The following is an 18,800-nucleotide window of genomic DNA, read 5'->3' as shown; positions in this document are numbered from 1 at the left end:
TTAAATCATATCATCACCGCCACCCAGCGTAATCTCACCTTCATCGGCAAGCCGTCGGGCAACGTTGAGAATTTCTTTCTGCGCAGACTCCACTTCGCTGATACGCACAGGACCTTTTGCTTCCAAATCATCACGCAGCAGCTCAGCAGCGCGCTTGGACATATTTTTAAAGATTTTTTCCTGTAATTGCGAGTCAGCACCTTTGAGCGCAACAACCAACTGATCTGTCTGAATTTCTCGTAGAATAACCTGTATGCCACGGTCTTCAACATCCAGTAAATTATCAAATACAAACATCAGATCAGAGATCTGGTTGGCCAACCCTTCATCGGACTCCTTAATCGCATCCATTAGCTCAGCTTCTATCTGCGTATCTATGAAGTTCATAATATTTGCCGCAGATTTCACCCCACCCAAACGCGTCAACTGCGTTGAACGAGGACCACTGAACTGACTTTCCAGCATATCATTCAGCTCCTGCAGGGCTTGTGGCTGAATCTGATCTAATGCAGCAACCCTCATAACAATATCCAGACGCACTTTATCATCAAAGAAGCTTAAGACATTAGCTGCCTGATCCGGCTCCAGATAGGATACTATGACGGCCTGAATCTGCGGGTGCTCAAAGCGGATAATTTCAGCGACCTGACGGGCATCCATCCAGCGCAGCGTATCCAGCCCCGAAGTATTAGTACTGAAGAGTATTCTGTCGATCAGAGTTTTAGCCTTATCTTCACCCAAAGCCTGATTTAACATTGCCCGAATGTAACGGTCATTGTTGATACCAATACCCGTCTGATCACCGACCACATCCAGAAAATCTGACACAACGGACTCGACACGTGATTGAGGTACATTATCCAGGCGAGACATAGCCTCACCTATCCGCTGTACTTCTTTCGGGCCAAGGTGTTTCAGTATTTCAGCGGCGTCGCTTTCACCCAGGCTAATCAGCAACACAGCTGCTTTTTCAATATCCGTCAGCCCATCACTCACGCTCTATCACCCACTGTTTAATCGCTTGGGCCACCCGGGCCGGGTCCTCTGCTACCATACTGCGAATTTCATTCAACTGATAATCAAAACTTTCATTAGGCGTAACCATAGCAGCGGACTCTACACCACCAAAAGTCACCTTGTCATCGGCTATATCCGAACCATTCAGCGAGTCCAACTCAGCCGAGATCTGGCCCGCTGGCCCTAGCTCATTTACAGGTCGACTGCCACCTGCGGTAGATAAGTGCTTCAATACAGGACGCAGAATACCCAGAACCAGCACCAGCACAAACAGACCAGCCCCCAACTGTTTAAGCAAATCCCAGAACCAGTCCTGCTGCCAGAAAGGTGTATCCACTACCTCAAACTCTTCAGGCGGCACAAAGGATGAATTAATCACATTAACACTATCCCCTCGTAGCGCTGAAAAGCCCACGGCATTCTGCACCAACAGGCGCAAGCGGTCCAAATCTTCTTCGGACCATGACGTTCTGCTCAACTCCCCTGTCTCTGCATCAACATTGCTCAGATCATCAACGACCACCGCAACCGACAAACGTTTGACACCCCCCATTTGCTGACGGGTATAACTGATGCTACGGTCCAACTCAAAATTACGTGTCGCTTGATTACGACTGGTTCCGGAACTTCCCGCGCCAGCCATCGTTCCATCCGCTCCGGCGACTTCCGGCACAGCTACCGGTCCTGGCGGCTGATTTGCTAAAGCACCAGGGACACCCGCAGCCACATCGCCAGCTTCTCGGTGCTCTTCCATGACCTGTTCACTACGCAAAGCCGGCAAATCAGGATTATAGACCTCGCTGGCTTGTTCAATTTCGGTGAAGTCTATATCAGCGGATACTTCGGCTCGGAAATTACCCAAGCCGACAACCGGCTGCAGAATACTGTTTACCCGGTTAACCAATGTGTCTTCCACCTGACGCACATATTCCAACTGACGTGCAGCCAGTACCACATCCGAATCAGCATCACGAATATTCAGTAGACGACCACGCTGATCAACAATGGTGACATCTTTGACATCCAGCTCTGGAATACTGGAAGCAACCAGATTGGCTATCGCAGCCACCTGGTCTCGTTCTAACTGACGTCCGGATAGCAGCTCGAGGAATACCGATGCCCGAGGCTTGCTCTGATCCCGAATAAAAACCGTATCTTTAGGAATCGCCAAGTGAATACGTGCAGACCTGACAGCCATCATATTAGAAATAGTTCTGGCCAGTTCACCTTCCAGGCCACGACGGTAACGTGTAGTCTCCATAAACTGACTGCTACCCATGCCATGGTCCTGATCCAGCAACTCGAAGCCTATGGTTTTATCAGTGGAAAATCCATCTGCAGCCAATTGCAAACGAGCCCTATGCACATGGGATTCAGGCACCAAAATAGCACGACCGTCCGCGTCAAAGCGGTAAGGAATTTGATTAGTTCGCAGCTGTTCTATAACTTCATTAGCATCAGAAAAACTTAAGTTGGCATAGAGAACTCGATAGTCTGGTTGTTGAGACCAAAGCACTACAGCAAAGCCAATTGCAACACTTGCAGCCAACCCAACCATTAAACCCAATTGACGTAATATCCCCAGGCTGTTGAACCCAGCCATGAGACCGCCTCTTGCATTTAATGGACCCGCTGTATTTTCCATTTACACCAACTCAGTTAGATGGGCATCTTAGAGATATCTTCATAAGCCCTAACCAGGCGATTACGCACCTGGGTTAAGGCCTCGAAAGAGATAGACGCTTTCTGCGCCTGAATCATCACCTGAGGCAAGTCAACACCCGGATCGCCACGCTCATAGGATTCACGCATCTGATTTGACATTTTTTGATTTGAATTCACCTGATCCACAGCCGTTCTCAGCAAGTCGGTAAATCCAGTACGCTCAGAATCTTTAATAGTATTTCCGGGCGCCTCAGGCCGTAAGCCCGGCATGTCGATCTGGCGCGCAGCCTGCTGCATATCAGACCGCATGGATCGCATTTGCGCCAGAACACTATTGATATCAGACCGCTCAATCATGTTCAGACCTCATTGGATAGTGGCATTTTTTTGACATTATAGCGTCATTATTTAGCAACAAGAAGTCGACAAGCAACTTAATGACAATTTTTTGTCATATCTAATCGTAAACCTGATGCAATGAGTACTGAAATGCAAAAAGCAGGCCAATGCCTGCTTTTTTGAAGTATAGCTTTCTGTTTACACGAAATGGGCGCTGCTAATCAGCTAAGGGGGCGCCAAATTTCAACCGAACATACATCAAAGCAACCGTTATAGCATCACCCAATGCGGTGTGCCGCTGAATAATCGGAATATCCAATTTTTTGGAAATAGTATCGAAGCGTAAATCTACATCACCACCGACTGTCTTCCATTTAATGATGTCGTGATACACATGGGACAATTCAATCGCTTTATTCGGCAAGCCAAAGCCATATTTTGGCCGAATATATTTATCCAGCATGCGCACATCATAATTCACATAGTAGCCCAGAATCGGACGATTACCGACAAATTCCAATACCTGTTCCAGTGCATCATCAAGCTCTATGCCATCCACCAGATCACTGGCACGAATTTTATGTATCTTGATAGAGTCACCTGTCAGGGAAGCCGGCGGCTTAAGCTTAATATCCAGACGCTCACTGGTAATTACTCGCCTACCGCGAATACGAACAGCACCTATAGACAGAATTTCGCCTTTCTTGACATCCAGACTGGTAGTTTCACAATCGAGCGATACCACCTCGTCACCTTTGTAGGGTTCAAATAGATGGGCATAGGGGCTGTCCCGAAACTCTCTACGCTCTTTAAAGCGTCGGATTGTTCTTGGAATAATCATTTTGTCATGAGCCTATATGGTAACGCGAAGCCAAGAGCTTCTTGAAATCCTTGACAATTCTTAACGCATCTCTGAGTAGATCTCTCTCCAGCTTATTCAATCGCTGCAGATCTATGGCATTGGGCGTTTTATCAATACCATCTGCACTCTCCTCCACCCGCTGAATTTGATGCTTCAGCCGAATTTGCACAAACAGCGACAAAGCTTCAGCCAGATTCTCGCCCACAGATTTGCGCAACTCCTCCATTTCCACCAGCATTTCGATACGCTTAAAAGTATTGGTTTCCAGTATCCTATGTTCCAGCGCCATAGTACGCACACCGTGCACTATTGGAAAAATTCCACCCTTCTTGATATCCAGCATCCCTTTATCTTTCAGATTACCAAAAAAGGTCAGCGGCGTATCAAAATTAAGTGCTGCCTTAGCAAAATGCGAAAAGAAAATATCGTTATTTTTTATACTCCGAAGAAAAGCATTCCTCGCCACCTTAAACATAGCAGCATTACCGGCAAGTGGCTTGCCATCAACAGCAATAGCCAATTTCATTACCGACTCACCGTCAAATTTCTGACTCCAACCACTTAACTTTGCAGCCCACTGGTTGGTGGAATTAACCCACTCCGGATTTGACACCATGATATTACCTGGACAGGGCGGAAAACCAAATGAGATCAAAGTCTCACTGAACTTCTGCATCACCTTGTGCATTTCTGGCCATTCCAGACCGTCCCGAAATAGCAGACCATTGTCCTGATCCGTTTTCATTATCTGTTCGCCACGACCTTCTGAACCCATCACGATCAAACAAACATGTGGACGCATATCGTTAGGAATCACCAGATCAAATAGCTTGGAAATAATGCGGCCATTCATTGCCGCTAGTAATTCCATAGTAAAGCGAATTTTGACGCCCGTTGAAATCAGCGCTTTAATCAGGTCGGTCAAACCCTGTGCGGCCTCTCTCAGGTCATCAAGCGTTTGGGCACGCTCAACACGCAGGCCTATAACATGAGAGTGGCTGGAGAAATGACTCAACACATCTGTCAGCTCAACAATACCGAAGAGCTCAGCACCACGCATCACCACCACTCGCTCGATTTGCTGCTGCGTCATCATGATCAGTGCATTAAACAGATAGTCCTGCGGGTCTGTGGTGATCAGTCGATAGCTGGCGATCTCTGACACATCTGAATCCAACGGCAGACTCTTGATGATGACCGCATCAAGAAGATCTGTGCCGGTAACCATACCGTAGCGATTACCTTTCTTGGCAAGTACACAATCTGCCTTCATTTCACGCATCATGCGGGTTGCTTCAACGATTGAAGTACCCTCAAGCACAATCAGAGGTTCACGGATAGTGCCATCTTCAATGCGAGCAAGCATAAACTCGGCCATATCCTGATTCTGACCATGCTGCGCTACAATTTCACGCTTGGCTGTCAGATTTTGCTGGAAATAATCAGCGAACAACGCATTGCTGGCAATCAAATCCATCAGCGTGCGGGTGGGTAACACATGACAAATGGTTTCTTCTACGGCAATAAAATTATGAATCGCCTTACCATTCAAAACTGACCATCCACCAAAATAATCTTCATCCTGGTAATGTACAAACACACTGGCAGCCGCATCGTTATCGACCAACTCAGAACCGTCGCTTTCACCCACTTTTCCCTTAAGCACAATAAAAACGCCTTCAGGGACCTCACCGGCCGTAATAATGGTTTCACCTTTCTGGAAATAAGCAATATCCAGATGGCTATTAAGCATTGCCTGCTCTTTCTGACTCAGCAGACTGAAGGGCAGGTTATCCATATTAAACGATTCTGACATAGTGACTCCTGTTATTATTATTCAGAGCATTGAACTCACTGCCTGACATGTGAGGCAGTGCTTTTGAAAAATACCGCCAGCAACAGTGTAACGCCTAGATTAAGCACTAGAGCGCACGCTCCAAATGCTTCTGGTGAGAGCGACAACGGCAAAGCCGCCAAGCCTGGTAACGCCCAACTCAGCTCAAACCAGAGAGTATATGCCAAGTAGCTGGAAAAACCGGTTAACATGCCCGCAAACACAGCATAAGGATGCAATCCCGGCATAAAAATTAGCAATAAGGTTGGTGTGAATAAAGCCGCGGCGGCCAGGGCAATAATCCAGTTCATCAACTCAATCAATGAACCCGGTAGCAACAGTGCCAGAACACCGGCTAGCAGCAACATTATCACCGCCACAAATCGCGCCAGCTTGAGTTCAGCCTGCTGGGTCAAACGTCTTGAAAGCAGTTGATTTGCCGCAGAGTGTGCCGCAGAAACCATCAATATCGAAGCGCTGGATAAAATAGCCGCAACAATCCCCACACTAAGTATACCAATCACCCAGACAGGCATAGCAGAGACCTCTGGTATTAGAAATAAGTGCAGTTCCTCTGCGACATACAACTCAGATGGAAATCGCTGCAGCAGCGGCTCATAGACACCAGCAGCCGGATTAAGCATAAGCGGCTCTCCGGACAAACCAGTTTCACCGCTGTATAAAGGTACCAAACCTTCAAAGGGTTGGCCCGCTGCATACTGCACCTTGCCATCCTGCGTATGATCATACCAAGCAAGGCGCTTATTTTGCTCCCAACCGTAAAACCAATCCGGCATACGACTATAAGCTGTGCCCTCATTCGACTCACCATTGACAGCTTTAATCAGGCGCAACTCCCCCATGCTGGCAATAAGAGGCATAGAAGAATAAATTAATCCGAGAAATACCAACATCCATACTGTGCTATAGCTTATATCAGCAGTTTTTTTGACTGACTGATAACGTAACAACAGATGTGGAAGAACGGCAACGCCTGCCATCAATGACACCAATAGCAATACAATATCCATAGTGTCACGTGAAGACGCATGTGGCGTAAAACCTAACTGCTGCCTTAGATTGTCTAGCGACACTTGAAAGTCAAAGCCGGAACCAGAATAAAAGCTACTGCTAAACAGTACACCAAAGCGCTCATCAAACTCGGCCGCAAGATAGATGGAAGGTACCATCAATGCACAGAAGAGAACACAATATTGCAACATTTGCACTTGTGTCATCGCTTTCATAGAGCCAAGCACAACATAAAAGAGCAACAATAGCATGCTGATCATGATACCAGCCTGACTGGACAGCTGCAGATGCCGGGAAAAAATCAAACTCATCCCGCGCAGTTGCAACGCCAACAGCAGTGTACTAATCAACACAACGATCAGTAATGCAAGGTGCCTGACAAGACGTGAGTTATAGCCCGCACCAAGGTAACCGGACAGACACAAGTGCCCGGAATGAAATTGAGCCGGTGCGACCCAAAGCCCCATCAAAACCAGCCCAGCCAGCCAGCCCGTCAGTATTAGCTGACTATCCAATGGATTAACTGAGAACAGACCAAACAAACCCAGAAATGTTGCCGCACAGAGCCAGTCAGCCGCCGAAGCCATGCCACAGGCAAGAGGTGATGGGCTAGCACTCGATGTATAAAAATCCCGTCCTGATCCGCTACGACCTGAAGCCATGACTAACAGATAGAATATCGCTACTGCGCCGACTAGCAGAAATATAAACAGATCTGTTCGCATCAGATCATCCCTTAGGCATTAACCAGCATTCACAGACCAATCTAACAAAGCTCACTCAGCATCGATAGCCGGACTTTAGTCTCAGCGGTACTCAGCTTTGACACACCGCTTTATAGAGTTTATCTGAAGGCTCAAGCGTGCGTAACTGAGCTAGATCGGCTTGCCGGTCTTCTGTCAGAGGTACCACTTCAGCCGTATCACAATTGAGCACATGTGCCCGATGGGTAACATAATCAATATGTTTTTTTTCAAACCGGTAGAGCATAAATTCAACCAGTGTAGCGTCTTCCGTGTCATGCGTAATGAGGTTATTGGTATCTACAACTGTAAAAGCGACCGTCATTGGATAGTAATAGGTCCAGGGGCGCCAGAACACTTCATCACGTTCGGAGGAAATCACCACACTACCTTCCGGTTGGCGACTTTGCTGATGATCAAACCAGGAATATTCATAGTAGATCTGATACCCCAGCATAGCCAAACCTGCGAAGACGGGGATGATCCATTTAGGTAGCCTACGCCCACTTAGCTTACGCAAAAGCAGGGCAATACCCGCTGCAGCCAGACCTGCAAAAACTGCTGCAATCAAATGCCAAATCATATATTGCTTTCCTTAAAATAAGTCGGGCTTCCCTAAGGAAGCCCGACCGAGCCCAACCTGTTACAGACTTTAGCTGCTTTACAAGCTGATTACTACTTAGTGATCCAGAGCCGTACCAGCACCCTTAGGATAGCGAACATTCTCGACCATCTCACGGATTTCAGCAGGTGCAGGACCTGTTGCCTTACATACTGCAAAGGCGACTGCAAAGTTGATTAGAGCACCTAGCGCACCAAAGGACAGTGGCGAAACACCCATCAGCCAGAACTCAACCGTATCCGGTAACATATTTGTTCCAGGAATGAAGAACCAACCTTTGAAGGTAAAGATATAGACCAAGGTTGTCACCAGACCCGCCAACATGCCGGCAATTGCCCCCTTGCTGTTCATAGTGATGGAGAAAATACCCATCATCAGAACAGGGAACAGCGATGCAGCCGCAATACCGAAGGCCAAGGCCACGGTTTGAGCAGCAAAGCCCGGAGGATTAAGACCCAGAAAGGTTGCAACCAAAATAGCGGCGGCCATAGAGATACGCGCAGCCAGCATTTCACCTTTTTCGGTGATATTCGGGTTGATTGTTTTCTTGATCAAGTCATGACTGATTGCAGAGGAGATGGCCAGCAGCAGACCTGCCGCAGTAGACAGCGCAGCCGCAATACCGCCAGCAGCGATAAGCCCGATAACCCAAGGTGGCAGGTTGGCAATTTCCGGGTTTGCCAGAACCAGGATATCGTTATTTACAACCAACTCATTACCATTCCAACCACGGGCTTCTGCTGTATCAGCAAACGCTTCGTTTTTGTCGTTGTAGAACTGGACCAGACCATCACCATTTTTATCTTCATAAGTGATCAAACCAGTTACTTCCCAGGTTTTAATCCACTCTGGACGCTCATCATATACCAAGGCATTGCTCATGGCATCTTCATAGCTTTCAACCTGGCCAGCGGCATCAGGGAAGACAGTAGTGACCAGATTCAAACGCGCCATAGAACCGACAGCAGGAGCTGTCAGATACAGCAACGCGATGAAGACCAGCGCCCAACCAGCGGACCAGCGAGCATCTGCAACTTTAGGCACAGTGAAGAAGCGAATGATAACGTGAGGCAGACCCGCCGTACCAAACATCAGTGACAAGGTGAACAAGAACATATTCAGCTTGTTATCAATGTCAGCCGTGTATTCACTGAAACCAATTTCAGTTACTACCTGGTTGAGCTTAACAAGCAACGGCAGACCTGATTCAGTATGCGTGCTAAACAACCCAAACATTGGAATTGTTGCATCAGTCAATTGCAAGGTAATAAAGACTGCTGGAATAGTGTAAGCAACGATCAGAACCACATACTGAGCAACCTGAGTATAGGTAATGCCCTTCATGCCACCAAATACGGCGTAAAGGAACACGATCAAAGCAGCAATCCAGATACCTGCCGAGTTAGACACTTCCAGGAAGCGTGAGAAAGCCACACCCGCACCCGCCATCTGACCGATAACATAGGTAACTGAGGCAACAATCAGACACACGACTGCGATAGTACGCGCCGTACCGCTGTAGAAGCGATCACCGATAAAGTCAGGCACAGTAAACTTGCCAAACTTACGCAGATAAGGTGCCAGCAGCAAAGCCAGCAGTACGTAGCCACCCGTCCAACCCATCAGGAAAGAGGAAGCAAAGTAACCGCCGGATGCCAAGAGACCCGCCATAGAGATAAAGGATGCTGCTGACATCCAGTCAGCCGCTGTAGCCATACCATTGGTCACTGGGTGAACACCCCCGCCAGCGACATAGAATTCTTTGGTAGACCCTGCACGGGCCCAAATTGCGATGCCAATGTAGAGCGCGAACGAGCCGCCTACAAAAAGCAGGTTAATTGCATATTGACTCATACCGGCTTACTCCTCGAGACCAAATTCTTTATCCAGCTTGTTCATTCTCCACGCATAGTGGAAAATGATCGCGATGAATACGATGATCGAACCTTGTTGAGCAAACCAGAAACCCAAGTCCGTGCCGCCGATGGGGATACCCGCCAAGAGAGGACGTAATAGGATTGCAAAGCCATAAGAAACAAGAGCCCAGACAAACAGACTCCCGAAGATCAGGCGAAGATTCGCTGACCAGTACGCGCCGGCATTAGATTTTTCATCTGCCATAGTTACTCTCCATTTTTTTGTTATTGGAGTTGAGAAATTACCAAGGACAATCTTGCAAAATTAATCAGTGGAATAGAAGCCCCGACTTTAGTATGAACATGACATAGCAGCAAGCTATTTTTAAAATTTTATTGTTTTATATCAATGCATTGATCACAAAACTAACCGTTTAGCTAACGCCACTATCTTTTGCTTTACAGGACAATAGTATAAGAACAAACCTGCAAAGAATGTGCTGCGATGTACAAGACGTTACACTAGTCCAAATTGATTGAATTTACAGGTAACCCTATGCTGTCCGGCTGGATCATCATTTTAATCTCTATTGCCTACTTGATGCTGTTGTTTGCAATTGCTTACTACGGTGATAAAAGCGCCACCGGACAACGCTGGGCCAGCCACCCTGTAGTCTATTCCTTGTCATTGGCCGTTTACTGCTCATCCTGGACCTTTTACGGCGCCGTGGGCAGGGCATCAACGACTGGCTGGGAGTTTATGGCCACTTATATCGGCCCGGTCATCGTGTTCATTCTTGGCTGGCACATGATTGAAAAAATCATTCTGGTCAGCAAGCAACAAAATATCACCACCATTGCCGACTTTATCTCTTCCCGCTATGGAAAAAGCCAAAGCCTCGCGGTCATGGTCACAGTTATTGCTGTACTCGGCACCATGCCCTATATTGCCTTGCAACTGAAGGCGGTAGCCATCAGTTACAACGCTATAGCCCCGGGTGCAACTGAAGCACTCAGCAAAGGCAGTGATACGGCGTTGTTTGTTGCCATACTGATGGCCACTTTCAGCATTCTATTCGGCACACGTCATATCGATGCTACAGAGCATCACCCAGGCCTGGTGCTCGCTGTCGCTTTTGAATCCGTCATCAAGCTCACCGCATTTCTGGCGGTCGGTTTTTTTGTCGTATTTTATATCTTCGAAGGGCCAGCTAATGCTCTGTCTGCGGTTTCAGAACAGCTGCACGTCAATACAAATTTTCAAACACCTTTTTCCGGCAGCTTTTTAACAGAAATATTATTGGCCTGCGCAGCAGTCATCTGCTTGCCTCGACAATTCCATGTTACCGTGGTTGAAAACACCAACCCCCGCAGCTTATTGACCGCCCGATGGCTGTTCCCTCTCTACCTGATACTGCTGGGTCTGTTTGTGCTGCCCATTGCTGTTGCTGGATTGGATATTTTTGCCGGTAGCAATACCGATGCGGATGCTTTCGTACTAATGTTACCCAGTGCGGCTGGCTGGGAATACCTCACCATGTTTGCTTTTATAGGTGGACTGTCGGCCGCAACCAGTATGGTTATTGTCGCCAGTATCACTCTATCTACCATGGTATGTAATGACATCATCATGCCGCTACTACTGCGTATTCGTTGGCTGAAGCTGTCAGAGTCCAAAGATCTTGGTGCACTCCTGCTGCGCGTCAGACGCATCACCATTCTTGGACTGATGCTACTGGCCTATTTCTACTACCGCGTATTCGGTGATCACGGTCCCCTAGCTTCTTTTGGCTTACTGGCATTTGTTGCCGCCATTCAGTTTTTACCCGCTATTGTAGGGGGTATTTACTGGAAAAATGCTACCCGTCACGGCGTACTGGCGGGCATGAGTGCCGGCATGTTTCTTTGGTGCTACACGTTGGTGTTGCCCACCATGCGTGATGCCAATGTCATTCCCTCCGTACTGGACACCTTACTCCCCTCTACACTGATGAATGACTCAGAATGGCTCCATCCCACGGCGCTGTTCGGTTTTTCGGGTATGGACCCACTCACACACGGGGTATTTTGGAGTCTATCAGTCAACCTGATTCTCTATATTCTTATTTCCCGGCTATCCTCTGGACGACTGGTTGATCGTATCCAGGCCAGTGCATTTATCAATGCCTACAACAAAGACCTGTCAGATCAATCACGTCTGCTCGGACAGGTCACTGTCGGTGATCTGCAAACACTGACAGAACGTTTTCTCGGTTCACAGCGCACCGAGCATGCCTTTACCGGTTTTTCATTACAGCGGGGTGAGTCCTACCCCCTCAGTGGAGACAAGGCGACTTCGGAGCTGATTCAATATACCGAACGCCTGCTTGCCGGTGTTATCGGTGCATCTTCGGCACGCATTGTTATGGATTCAACCCTGCGCGGCAAAGAGATGCAGATTGGTGATGTCGTTGCGATAGTTGACGAAGCGTCACAAGCACTGCGATTTAACCGCTCATTGCTGCAGTCCACCATCGAAAATATCGGTATGGGGATCAGCGTGGTTGACCAGCATCTGCGGCTGGTAGCCTGGAACAAGCGTTATGTGGAAATGTTTGATTACCCCGACGGCCTAGTTTGTATTGGACGGCCGATCATAGATATTTTCCGACATAATGCTAGCCGAGGAGAGTACGGCGGCGGTGACACTGAGGTTCATGTGCAGATGCGATTGCGTCTACTACAAGATCGGGAGCCGCACTCCTACGAACGCCTGCGGCCCGATGGAACAGTACTTGAGGTACGCGGCAATCCCATGCCCAATGGTGGCTATGTCAATACCTACATGGATATCACCGAGCATAAACGCATCGAAGAAGCCTTGCGGGAAAGCGAGCAGAACATTCGTGTGTATACTGACAATGTACCCGTGCTGATCGCCTATCTTGATCCACAGTTACAATACCTGTTCGTCAATAAAGCCTATGCCGATACCTTCGGCCTTGATCGCCACTCGATTGCCGGGGTGCCCTGTTATAAAGTACTGTCAGCAGAGGAATATGAATACCGACGCCATTATATCGATCAGGCGCTTGCGGGCGAGCGACAACGCTTTGAAACCCGGCTGCCCACGCGAGATGGCAGCGACCGCTTTGCAGAAGTAACCTACATTCCTCACAAAGGCGAGCATGGTGATCTATTGGGCTACTTTACCCTTTATCAGGATATTACCGAGCGTCGGCATGCTGAAATTGCCCTGCAGGAAACCAATGAAAATCTGGAGAATCGTGTACGTGAGCGCACCCTGGCTCTTTCGGTAGCCAACAAGGATCTGCGCAAGGAAAACACTATACGAGCACTGATGGAAGATGAACTACGCCAAGCCAAATCAGAAGCCGAAGCCGCAAACCTGGGTAAAACACGCTTTCTGGCTGCCGCCAGTCATGACTTACTACAACCCTTGAATGCCGCCCGCCTTTTCACCTCAGCGCTGGCACAGCAAAGCTATGAACCGGAAGTCAATCAATTGGTAGAAAACCTCGATGGCTCACTCCGGGCCGCCGAAGAACTCATCACCACCCTACTGGATATATCCAAACTCGATGCCGGCGCTCTGGAGGCCAACCCCAGACACTTCGCATTAACGACCTTGATGAGTAATTTGTCGGCTGAGTTTGCCGCTCTGGCCAGCGAGCGCCAATTAAACTTTCGCCATGTGAACTGTAACCAGGTTATTTATTCAGATCCTACATTGCTGCGTCGTATCCTGCAGAACTTTCTCTCCAACGCCATGCGCTACACTCAGACAGGCAAGGTGCTGCTAGGAGCTCGCCGCGCCGGCCGATCTCTGAGGTTAGAAGTCTGGGATACAGGGGTTGGTATCCCAGATGACAAAATCAATGAGGTATTTGAAGAATTCAAACGCATTGATAACCCACGCCATAGTCAGGTAAAAGGCCTTGGTCTTGGACTGGCAATTACCGAGCGTATTGCCAGAATGCTCGGGCATGAAATAACGGTGCGTTCATGGCAAGGCAAAGGGTCCGTATTCAGTGTCACGGTACCACTAGGACAGGCTGATCTGGCTGTGCGCAACAAGCCTGAACAACGCGGCTGGATTCGCAGCAAAGGTTTAAACGGTATTCACATCCTGGTAATCGATAATGAACCGAAAATCCTTGAGGGCATGCAGGCCTTGCTCAAAGGCTGGTCCTGCGAAGTACTCACGGCTCTGAGTGCGGATGAAGCAGAAATGCAGATACGGGAGCGAAGTTTCACTCCAGACATCATCCTGGCGGACTATCATTTAAGTGATATCCATACCGGACTGATGGCACTGGAGCAGCTGCAGCCTCTGTGGCGGCATCCCGTACCGAGCATTGTGATTACTGCAGACCGAACTGAAGCGGTCAAAACAGAAATTGAGATGGCAGCAGTTCAGCTGTTAACCAAGCCGGTCAGACCGGCTGCCCTGCGTGCCATGATCAACCGGGTGATTGCTCAGGCACGAGAGTAAGCAAAGGCTCAGACATCGGTTTTGGGCGGTTCAACGCCCAGACGCTGGGCTGCTATAACAGCCTGAGTTCGGCTGTGCACGCCCAGTTTGCGCAAAATAGCGGTAACATGCGCCTTGATAGTGGCCTCAGAAACATTTAATTCGTAAGCAATTTGCTTGTTCAGCAACCCCTCTGTCAGCATCGTCAGAACACGAAACTGCTGCGGTGTCAGTGAAGCAATTGCATTAGCAAACTTATAATCTTCCTGTGGCAACTCATCCATGCTGTCACTGATGTCTTGTGGTAACCATTCTTCACCTTGAAGAACCTGAGAAATGGCTTCTGATATGGTTTCAAGTGGTGAGGATTTCGGGATGAAGCCAGACGCACCATAATCCATTGCACGCTTCATCACGTGCACTTCTTCACTGCCGGAAACGACGATGACAGGTACCGAAGGGTGCTGACCACGCAAGAATACTAATCCTGAGAAGCCCTGCGCACCAGGCATATGAATATCCAGCAGAATCAGATCAGCATCTGCGTGCTGCTCTGCTGCTGTCTGCACTGCAGTTAATGAATCGGCTTCCACAATTTCAACGCCCGGAACCGCCTGCAGGACAGCCTGCTTCAATGCAGCGCGAAATAGCGGATGATCATCAGCGATTATAACCTTCTGTGCCAGTTGCATAGTGTGTCTCCCCCGACCCCAGTTTTTTTCAGAACCGCATAATAGCATCTCTTTAAATGCAAAACTCCCCCCTGACTTGAGTCAGGGGGGAGTTTTCAGGACAAAAACACCTAATCAGGTATTTTTTCAGCTTGTTTTGCGGTTCATACGATGTTCAATCAGATCATCCACTACAGATGGATCGGCCAGTGTAGAAGTATCACCCAAGGCACTGAAATCATCCTCTGCAATTTTGCGCAAAATACGGCGCATGATTTTACCAGAGCGGGTTTTCGGCATACCTGGCGAAAACTGAATCAGGTCAGGTGATGCGATCGGTCCGATCTCAGTACGAACCCAGTTTCGCAATTCCTTCATTAACTCTTCGGACTCTTCAAAGCCAGACTGCAGGGTGACATACACATAAATTCCCTGCCCCTTCAGCTCATGCGGATAGCCGACAACAGCCGCTTCAGCAACAGCCGGGTGAGCAACCAGCGCTGATTCAACCTCAGCCGTACCCATACGGTGACCGGACACGTTGATCACATCATCTACACGACCGGTAATCCAGTAGTAACCATCTTCATCACGACGGGCACCATCACCCGTGGTGTAGTAGCCTTTAAAAGTGGAGAAGTAAGTCTGCACATAACGCTCATGGTCACCAAAGATAGTCCGGCTCTGGCCTGGCCATGAGTCAGCAATAACCAGGTTACCATCACCAGCGCCCTCAATAGCATTACCTTCATTGTCAACCAGGGCGGGCTGTACACCAAAGAACGGACGGCTTGCCGACCCAGGTTTCAAATCGGTGGCACCGGGCAGAGGTACTATCATAATGCCGCCGGTTTCTGTCTGCCACCAGCTATCGACAATCGGGCACTTGCCTTGACCAAAGATACGATGGTACCAAGTCCAGGCCTCAGGATTGATCGGCTCACCCACAGACCCCAACAGTTTCAAGCTCGACAGATCGGCATCGCCCAAAACATCTTCACCCTGCTGCATCAGTGAACGTATGGCGGTGGGTGCGGTATAGAACTGATTAACTTTGTGCTTTTCAATAACACGACCAAAACGACTGAAATCAGGATAGTTTGGCACCCCTTCAAACATCAGCGTTGTTGCACCATTAGCCAGTGGGCCATAAACAATATAGGAATGACCCGTTACCCAGCCGACATCGGCGGTACACCAGTAAACATCTCCGTCATGGTAATCAAACACATACTCATGGGTCATGGCCGCGTAAACCAAATATCCACCCGTAGTATGCTGCAGACCTTTTGGCTGGCCGGTTGAACCGGAGGTATAAAGAATGAACATCGGATCTTCGGCATTCATCTCTTCAGGGGCACACTCAGTTGATGCCGCCGCACAGACTTCGTGATACCAAACGTCGCGATCACTATGCCAGGCGACATCTTTAGTGGTGCGCTGAACAACCACCACTGATTTAGCATATTCACTAGCACCATGCTTATCGATGGCCACATCAACATTGGCTTTCAATGGAACCTGTTTGCCACCGCGTAGCGAGTAGTTAGACGTGACCACCAACTTGGATTTGGCACCAATAATACGACTTGCCAGCGCTTCCGGTGAAAAACCACCAAAAACAATAGAATGAATTGCACCGATACGGGTACAGGCCAGCATGGCCACAGCCGCTTCCGGGATCATCGGCAGATACAGCGTAACCACATCACCTTTTCCAACCCCCTGGGCTTTCAGAGCATTGGCAAAACGGCAAACACGCTCATGCAAATCACGATAGGTTATCTTTTCGTCTTCGTCAGGGCTATCACCTTCCCAGATGATTGCGACCTGATCACCACGTGTCTCTAGGTGACGATCAAGACAGTTGGCAGACACGTTGAGAGTACCGTCTTCATACCATTTGATAGAAACATTGTGTGGATCAAATGAGGTATTTTTAACTTTAGTGTAAGGTTTGATCCAGTCCAGGCGCTTACCCTGCTCTCCCCAGAAGGCTTCTGGATCACTGATGGACTGCTCATACATAGCCAGATACTTGGCATTATCTATGTGTGCGTTGGCAGCAAATTCCGGATTGACCGGAAAAAGATTTTCTTGACTCATGGGTTGTCGTCCTTCGCTTAGGATTTGTTGTTATTGATACTCACGCCGGATTATTACGCGAGGTAACGATACATTCAGGCATTTCTTATTATGGATACTACGTTTATACAGAAGCCTTGAATGCCTCTTAATTAGACATTGGTCTGATCAAGGGGGCTACGTTAGTTCTATAGATCAACAAGAGCGAGCACTCACTTACTAGCCAGCACCTGTTCCAGATCAATTCCCTGCTCCCTGATTTTTGCCAGTTTATAGCGCAGAGTACGGGGACTGATTCCCAAGTGCTCGGCGGCAAGCTTGCGACTCCCCTTAAAGCTTACCAGCGCCTCAACAATAATCTGATATTCATGCTGACGCAGATCCTGATCCAACACGCCGGCACCTGACTCTTGTTTAAGAGGCTCCGACCATTGCGACTCAATCACTGCAGACTCCTGCAGTTTGATAGAGGAATCTAAAAGATGCAAATCGGTTGGCTGAATGCGTGTGCCTGATTGCAGAATTAATGCTCGTTGCATAACGTTGTCCAGCTCTCTGACATTACCAGGCCATGGATGTGAGGTTAAAGCGGTTGCAACCGTCTCCGACAAACTCACCAGATTGCGGCGCATTTTGTGGCAATGATAGTGCAGTAATCGCTGAGCCAAAGGTACGATATCTTCAGGCCGTTCGCGTAAAGGCAACCATTGCAGTGGAAAAACATTCAAACGATAATATAAATCTTCACGGAAACTGCGGTCGGCCACACACTGCACCAAATCACGATTGCTGGTGGCCAACACTCTAACGTCCAACTTAATCAACTTACGGCTACCAATGCGCTCAACTTCCTGCTCCTGAAGCACCCGTAATAATTTCGCCTGTAGCCCAAGATCCATTTCGCTGATTTCATCCAACAGCAACGTCCCACCGTTGGCTTGTTCAAACTTACCAGGTACAGCTTGAAGTGCGCCGGTAAAGGCCCCTTTTTCATGGCCGAACAAGGTGGCTTCCAACATACTTTCCGGAATAGCGGCGCAATTAATAGCCACGAAGGGGCGATCCACACGACCTGAGTGAGTGTGAATATAGCGCGCCAGCACCTCCTTACCCGTTCCGGACTCACCGGTAATCAACACAGTCGAATCTGTTACCGCCACCCGACGAGCCAACTGCAATAGTTGCTGACTCGATGGAGCAACCGCAACCGGATCTACCTCAGTGCCAGCGTCTAAAACGCCACCGGCATAGCGCAAAATCAGCTCGATAAGCTGCGAAGGCTCAAAGGGTTTCATCAAATAATCGACAGCCCCTTGACGTATCGCATCCACGGCTCGCTCTACCTGACCATAAGCGGTGATCAGCGCAACCGGAAGCATCGGATAGGTCTGGCGTATCTGTGCCAACAATGCATGACCATCCATACCGGGCATATTAACGTCAGAAATAACCATATCAACCACCTGGCTTTTCAACAATTGCAACGCCTCTTCACCTGATCCCGCCTCCACATAGGCGATACCTTCAAGTGCCAGAGTGTCAGTCAAGGCTTCACGCAATCCCAGATCATCTTCTACGATCAGTACCTTAGTTGTCATAG

Annotated in this window: 13 protein-coding genes; 1 reads left to right on the top strand and 12 read right to left on the bottom strand. The window is 48.6% G+C overall.

Annotated features, from left to right (window positions below; translation table 11 throughout):
• The 9 genes from fliG to F5I99_RS02495 all read right to left on the bottom strand — a co-directional run bounded on the left by fliG (nucleotide 1) and on the right by F5I99_RS02495 (nucleotide 10,235).
• Nucleotides 1–996 carry a flagellar motor switch protein FliG gene (gene fliG / locus F5I99_RS02535; RefSeq protein WP_151053505.1) on the bottom strand — a complete coding sequence of 332 codons (996 nt, stop codon included), beginning with the start codon at nucleotides 994–996 and terminating at the stop codon, nucleotides 1–3.
• Nucleotides 989–2,620 (bottom strand): flagellar basal-body MS-ring/collar protein FliF, encoded by a 1,632-nt coding sequence (gene fliF, locus F5I99_RS02530; protein ID WP_225307516.1) that lies wholly within the window; start codon nucleotides 2,618–2,620, stop codon nucleotides 989–991. Before fliF ends, fliG begins: the two co-directional genes overlap by 8 nt.
• Nucleotides 2,621–2,676: 56 nt before the next feature.
• Nucleotides 2,677–3,039 (bottom strand): flagellar hook-basal body complex protein FliE, encoded by a 363-nt coding sequence (gene fliE, locus F5I99_RS02525; RefSeq protein WP_151053503.1) that lies wholly within the window; start codon nucleotides 3,037–3,039, stop codon nucleotides 2,677–2,679.
• 199 nt (nucleotides 3,040–3,238) lie between these two features.
• On the bottom strand, nucleotides 3,239–3,862 hold the full coding sequence (locus F5I99_RS02520; protein ID WP_151053502.1) for a 3'-5' exonuclease: 624 nt from the start codon (nucleotides 3,860–3,862) through the stop codon (nucleotides 3,239–3,241).
• A gap of 4 nt (nucleotides 3,863–3,866) precedes the next feature.
• Entirely contained in the window at nucleotides 3,867–5,699 is a 1,833-nt protein-coding gene (locus F5I99_RS02515) for a putative nucleotidyltransferase substrate binding domain-containing protein (protein WP_151053501.1), read from the bottom strand.
• 35 nt (nucleotides 5,700–5,734) lie between these two features.
• Nucleotides 5,735–7,474 carry a VC_2705 family sodium/solute symporter gene (locus tag F5I99_RS02510; RefSeq protein WP_151053500.1) on the bottom strand — a complete coding sequence of 580 codons (1,740 nt, stop codon included), beginning with the start codon at nucleotides 7,472–7,474 and terminating at the stop codon, nucleotides 5,735–5,737.
• Between the two features lie 91 nt (nucleotides 7,475–7,565).
• Nucleotides 7,566–8,075, bottom strand: coding sequence for a hypothetical protein (locus tag F5I99_RS02505; RefSeq protein ID WP_151053499.1), 510 nt, complete (start codon nucleotides 8,073–8,075; stop codon nucleotides 7,566–7,568).
• A 96-nt stretch (nucleotides 8,076–8,171) separates the two neighbouring features.
• Nucleotides 8,172–9,968, bottom strand: coding sequence for a sodium:solute symporter family protein (locus F5I99_RS02500; protein WP_151053498.1), 1,797 nt, complete (start codon nucleotides 9,966–9,968; stop codon nucleotides 8,172–8,174).
• A gap of 6 nt (nucleotides 9,969–9,974) precedes the next feature.
• Nucleotides 9,975–10,235: a DUF4212 domain-containing protein gene (locus F5I99_RS02495; protein WP_151053497.1), complete on the bottom strand. Its 261-nt coding sequence runs from the start codon at nucleotides 10,233–10,235 to the stop codon at nucleotides 9,975–9,977.
• 291 nt (nucleotides 10,236–10,526) lie between these two features.
• Between F5I99_RS02495 and F5I99_RS02490 the strand changes: the two genes are divergently transcribed.
• Nucleotides 10,527–14,465, top strand: a complete 3,939-nt coding sequence (locus F5I99_RS02490) for a hybrid sensor histidine kinase/response regulator (protein WP_151053496.1) — start codon at nucleotides 10,527–10,529, stop codon at nucleotides 14,463–14,465.
• Between the two features lie 8 nt (nucleotides 14,466–14,473).
• On the opposite strand, the gene F5I99_RS02485 is transcribed toward F5I99_RS02490, so the two are convergent.
• From F5I99_RS02485 to F5I99_RS02475, 3 genes are all read right to left on the bottom strand, one after another.
• Nucleotides 14,474–15,136: a response regulator gene (locus F5I99_RS02485; RefSeq protein ID WP_151053495.1), complete on the bottom strand. Its 663-nt coding sequence runs from the start codon at nucleotides 15,134–15,136 to the stop codon at nucleotides 14,474–14,476.
• Between the two features lie 126 nt (nucleotides 15,137–15,262).
• A complete protein-coding gene (gene acs / locus F5I99_RS02480; protein WP_151053494.1) occupies nucleotides 15,263–17,221 on the bottom strand; it encodes an acetate--CoA ligase in 1,959 nt (652 codons plus the stop codon).
• 191 nt (nucleotides 17,222–17,412) lie between these two features.
• Complete coding sequence (locus F5I99_RS02475) at nucleotides 17,413–18,798, bottom strand: sigma-54-dependent transcriptional regulator (protein WP_151053493.1); 1,386 nt, start codon at nucleotides 18,796–18,798, stop codon at nucleotides 17,413–17,415.
• Nucleotides 18,799–18,800 lie beyond the last annotated feature (2 nt).

This window comes from Nitrincola iocasae, assembly GCF_008727795.1.
In the GTDB taxonomy this organism is placed as follows: domain Bacteria; phylum Pseudomonadota; class Gammaproteobacteria; order Pseudomonadales; family Balneatricaceae; genus Nitrincola; species Nitrincola iocasae.
Note: the sequence above shows the minus strand (reverse complement) of the source record. Positions and strands in the feature narration are given on the sequence as shown.

Coding starts and splice junctions, on each gene's coding strand:
- F5I99_RS02490 (WP_151053496.1), top strand. CDS start 10,527: ATGCTGTCCGGCTGGATCATCATTTTAATCTCTATTGCCTACTTGATG.
- F5I99_RS02510 (WP_151053500.1), bottom strand. CDS start 7,474: ATGCGAACAGATCTGTTTATATTTCTGCTAGTCGGCGCAGTAGCGATA.
- fliF (WP_225307516.1), bottom strand. CDS start 2,620: ATGGCTGGGTTCAACAGCCTGGGGATATTACGTCAATTGGGTTTAATG.
- F5I99_RS02475 (WP_151053493.1), bottom strand. CDS start 18,798: ATGACAACTAAGGTACTGATCGTAGAAGATGATCTGGGATTGCGTGAA.
- F5I99_RS02520 (WP_151053502.1), bottom strand. CDS start 3,862: ATGATTATTCCAAGAACAATCCGACGCTTTAAAGAGCGTAGAGAGTTT.
- F5I99_RS02485 (WP_151053495.1), bottom strand. CDS start 15,136: ATGCAACTGGCACAGAAGGTTATAATCGCTGATGATCATCCGCTATTT.
- F5I99_RS02515 (WP_151053501.1), bottom strand. CDS start 5,699: ATGTCAGAATCGTTTAATATGGATAACCTGCCCTTCAGTCTGCTGAGT.
- acs (WP_151053494.1), bottom strand. CDS start 17,221: ATGAGTCAAGAAAATCTTTTTCCGGTCAATCCGGAATTTGCTGCCAAC.
- F5I99_RS02495 (WP_151053497.1), bottom strand. CDS start 10,235: ATGGCAGATGAAAAATCTAATGCCGGCGCGTACTGGTCAGCGAATCTT.
- F5I99_RS02505 (WP_151053499.1), bottom strand. CDS start 8,075: ATGATTTGGCATTTGATTGCAGCAGTTTTTGCAGGTCTGGCTGCAGCG.
- F5I99_RS02500 (WP_151053498.1), bottom strand. CDS start 9,968: ATGAGTCAATATGCAATTAACCTGCTTTTTGTAGGCGGCTCGTTCGCG.
- fliE (WP_151053503.1), bottom strand. CDS start 3,039: ATGATTGAGCGGTCTGATATCAATAGTGTTCTGGCGCAAATGCGATCC.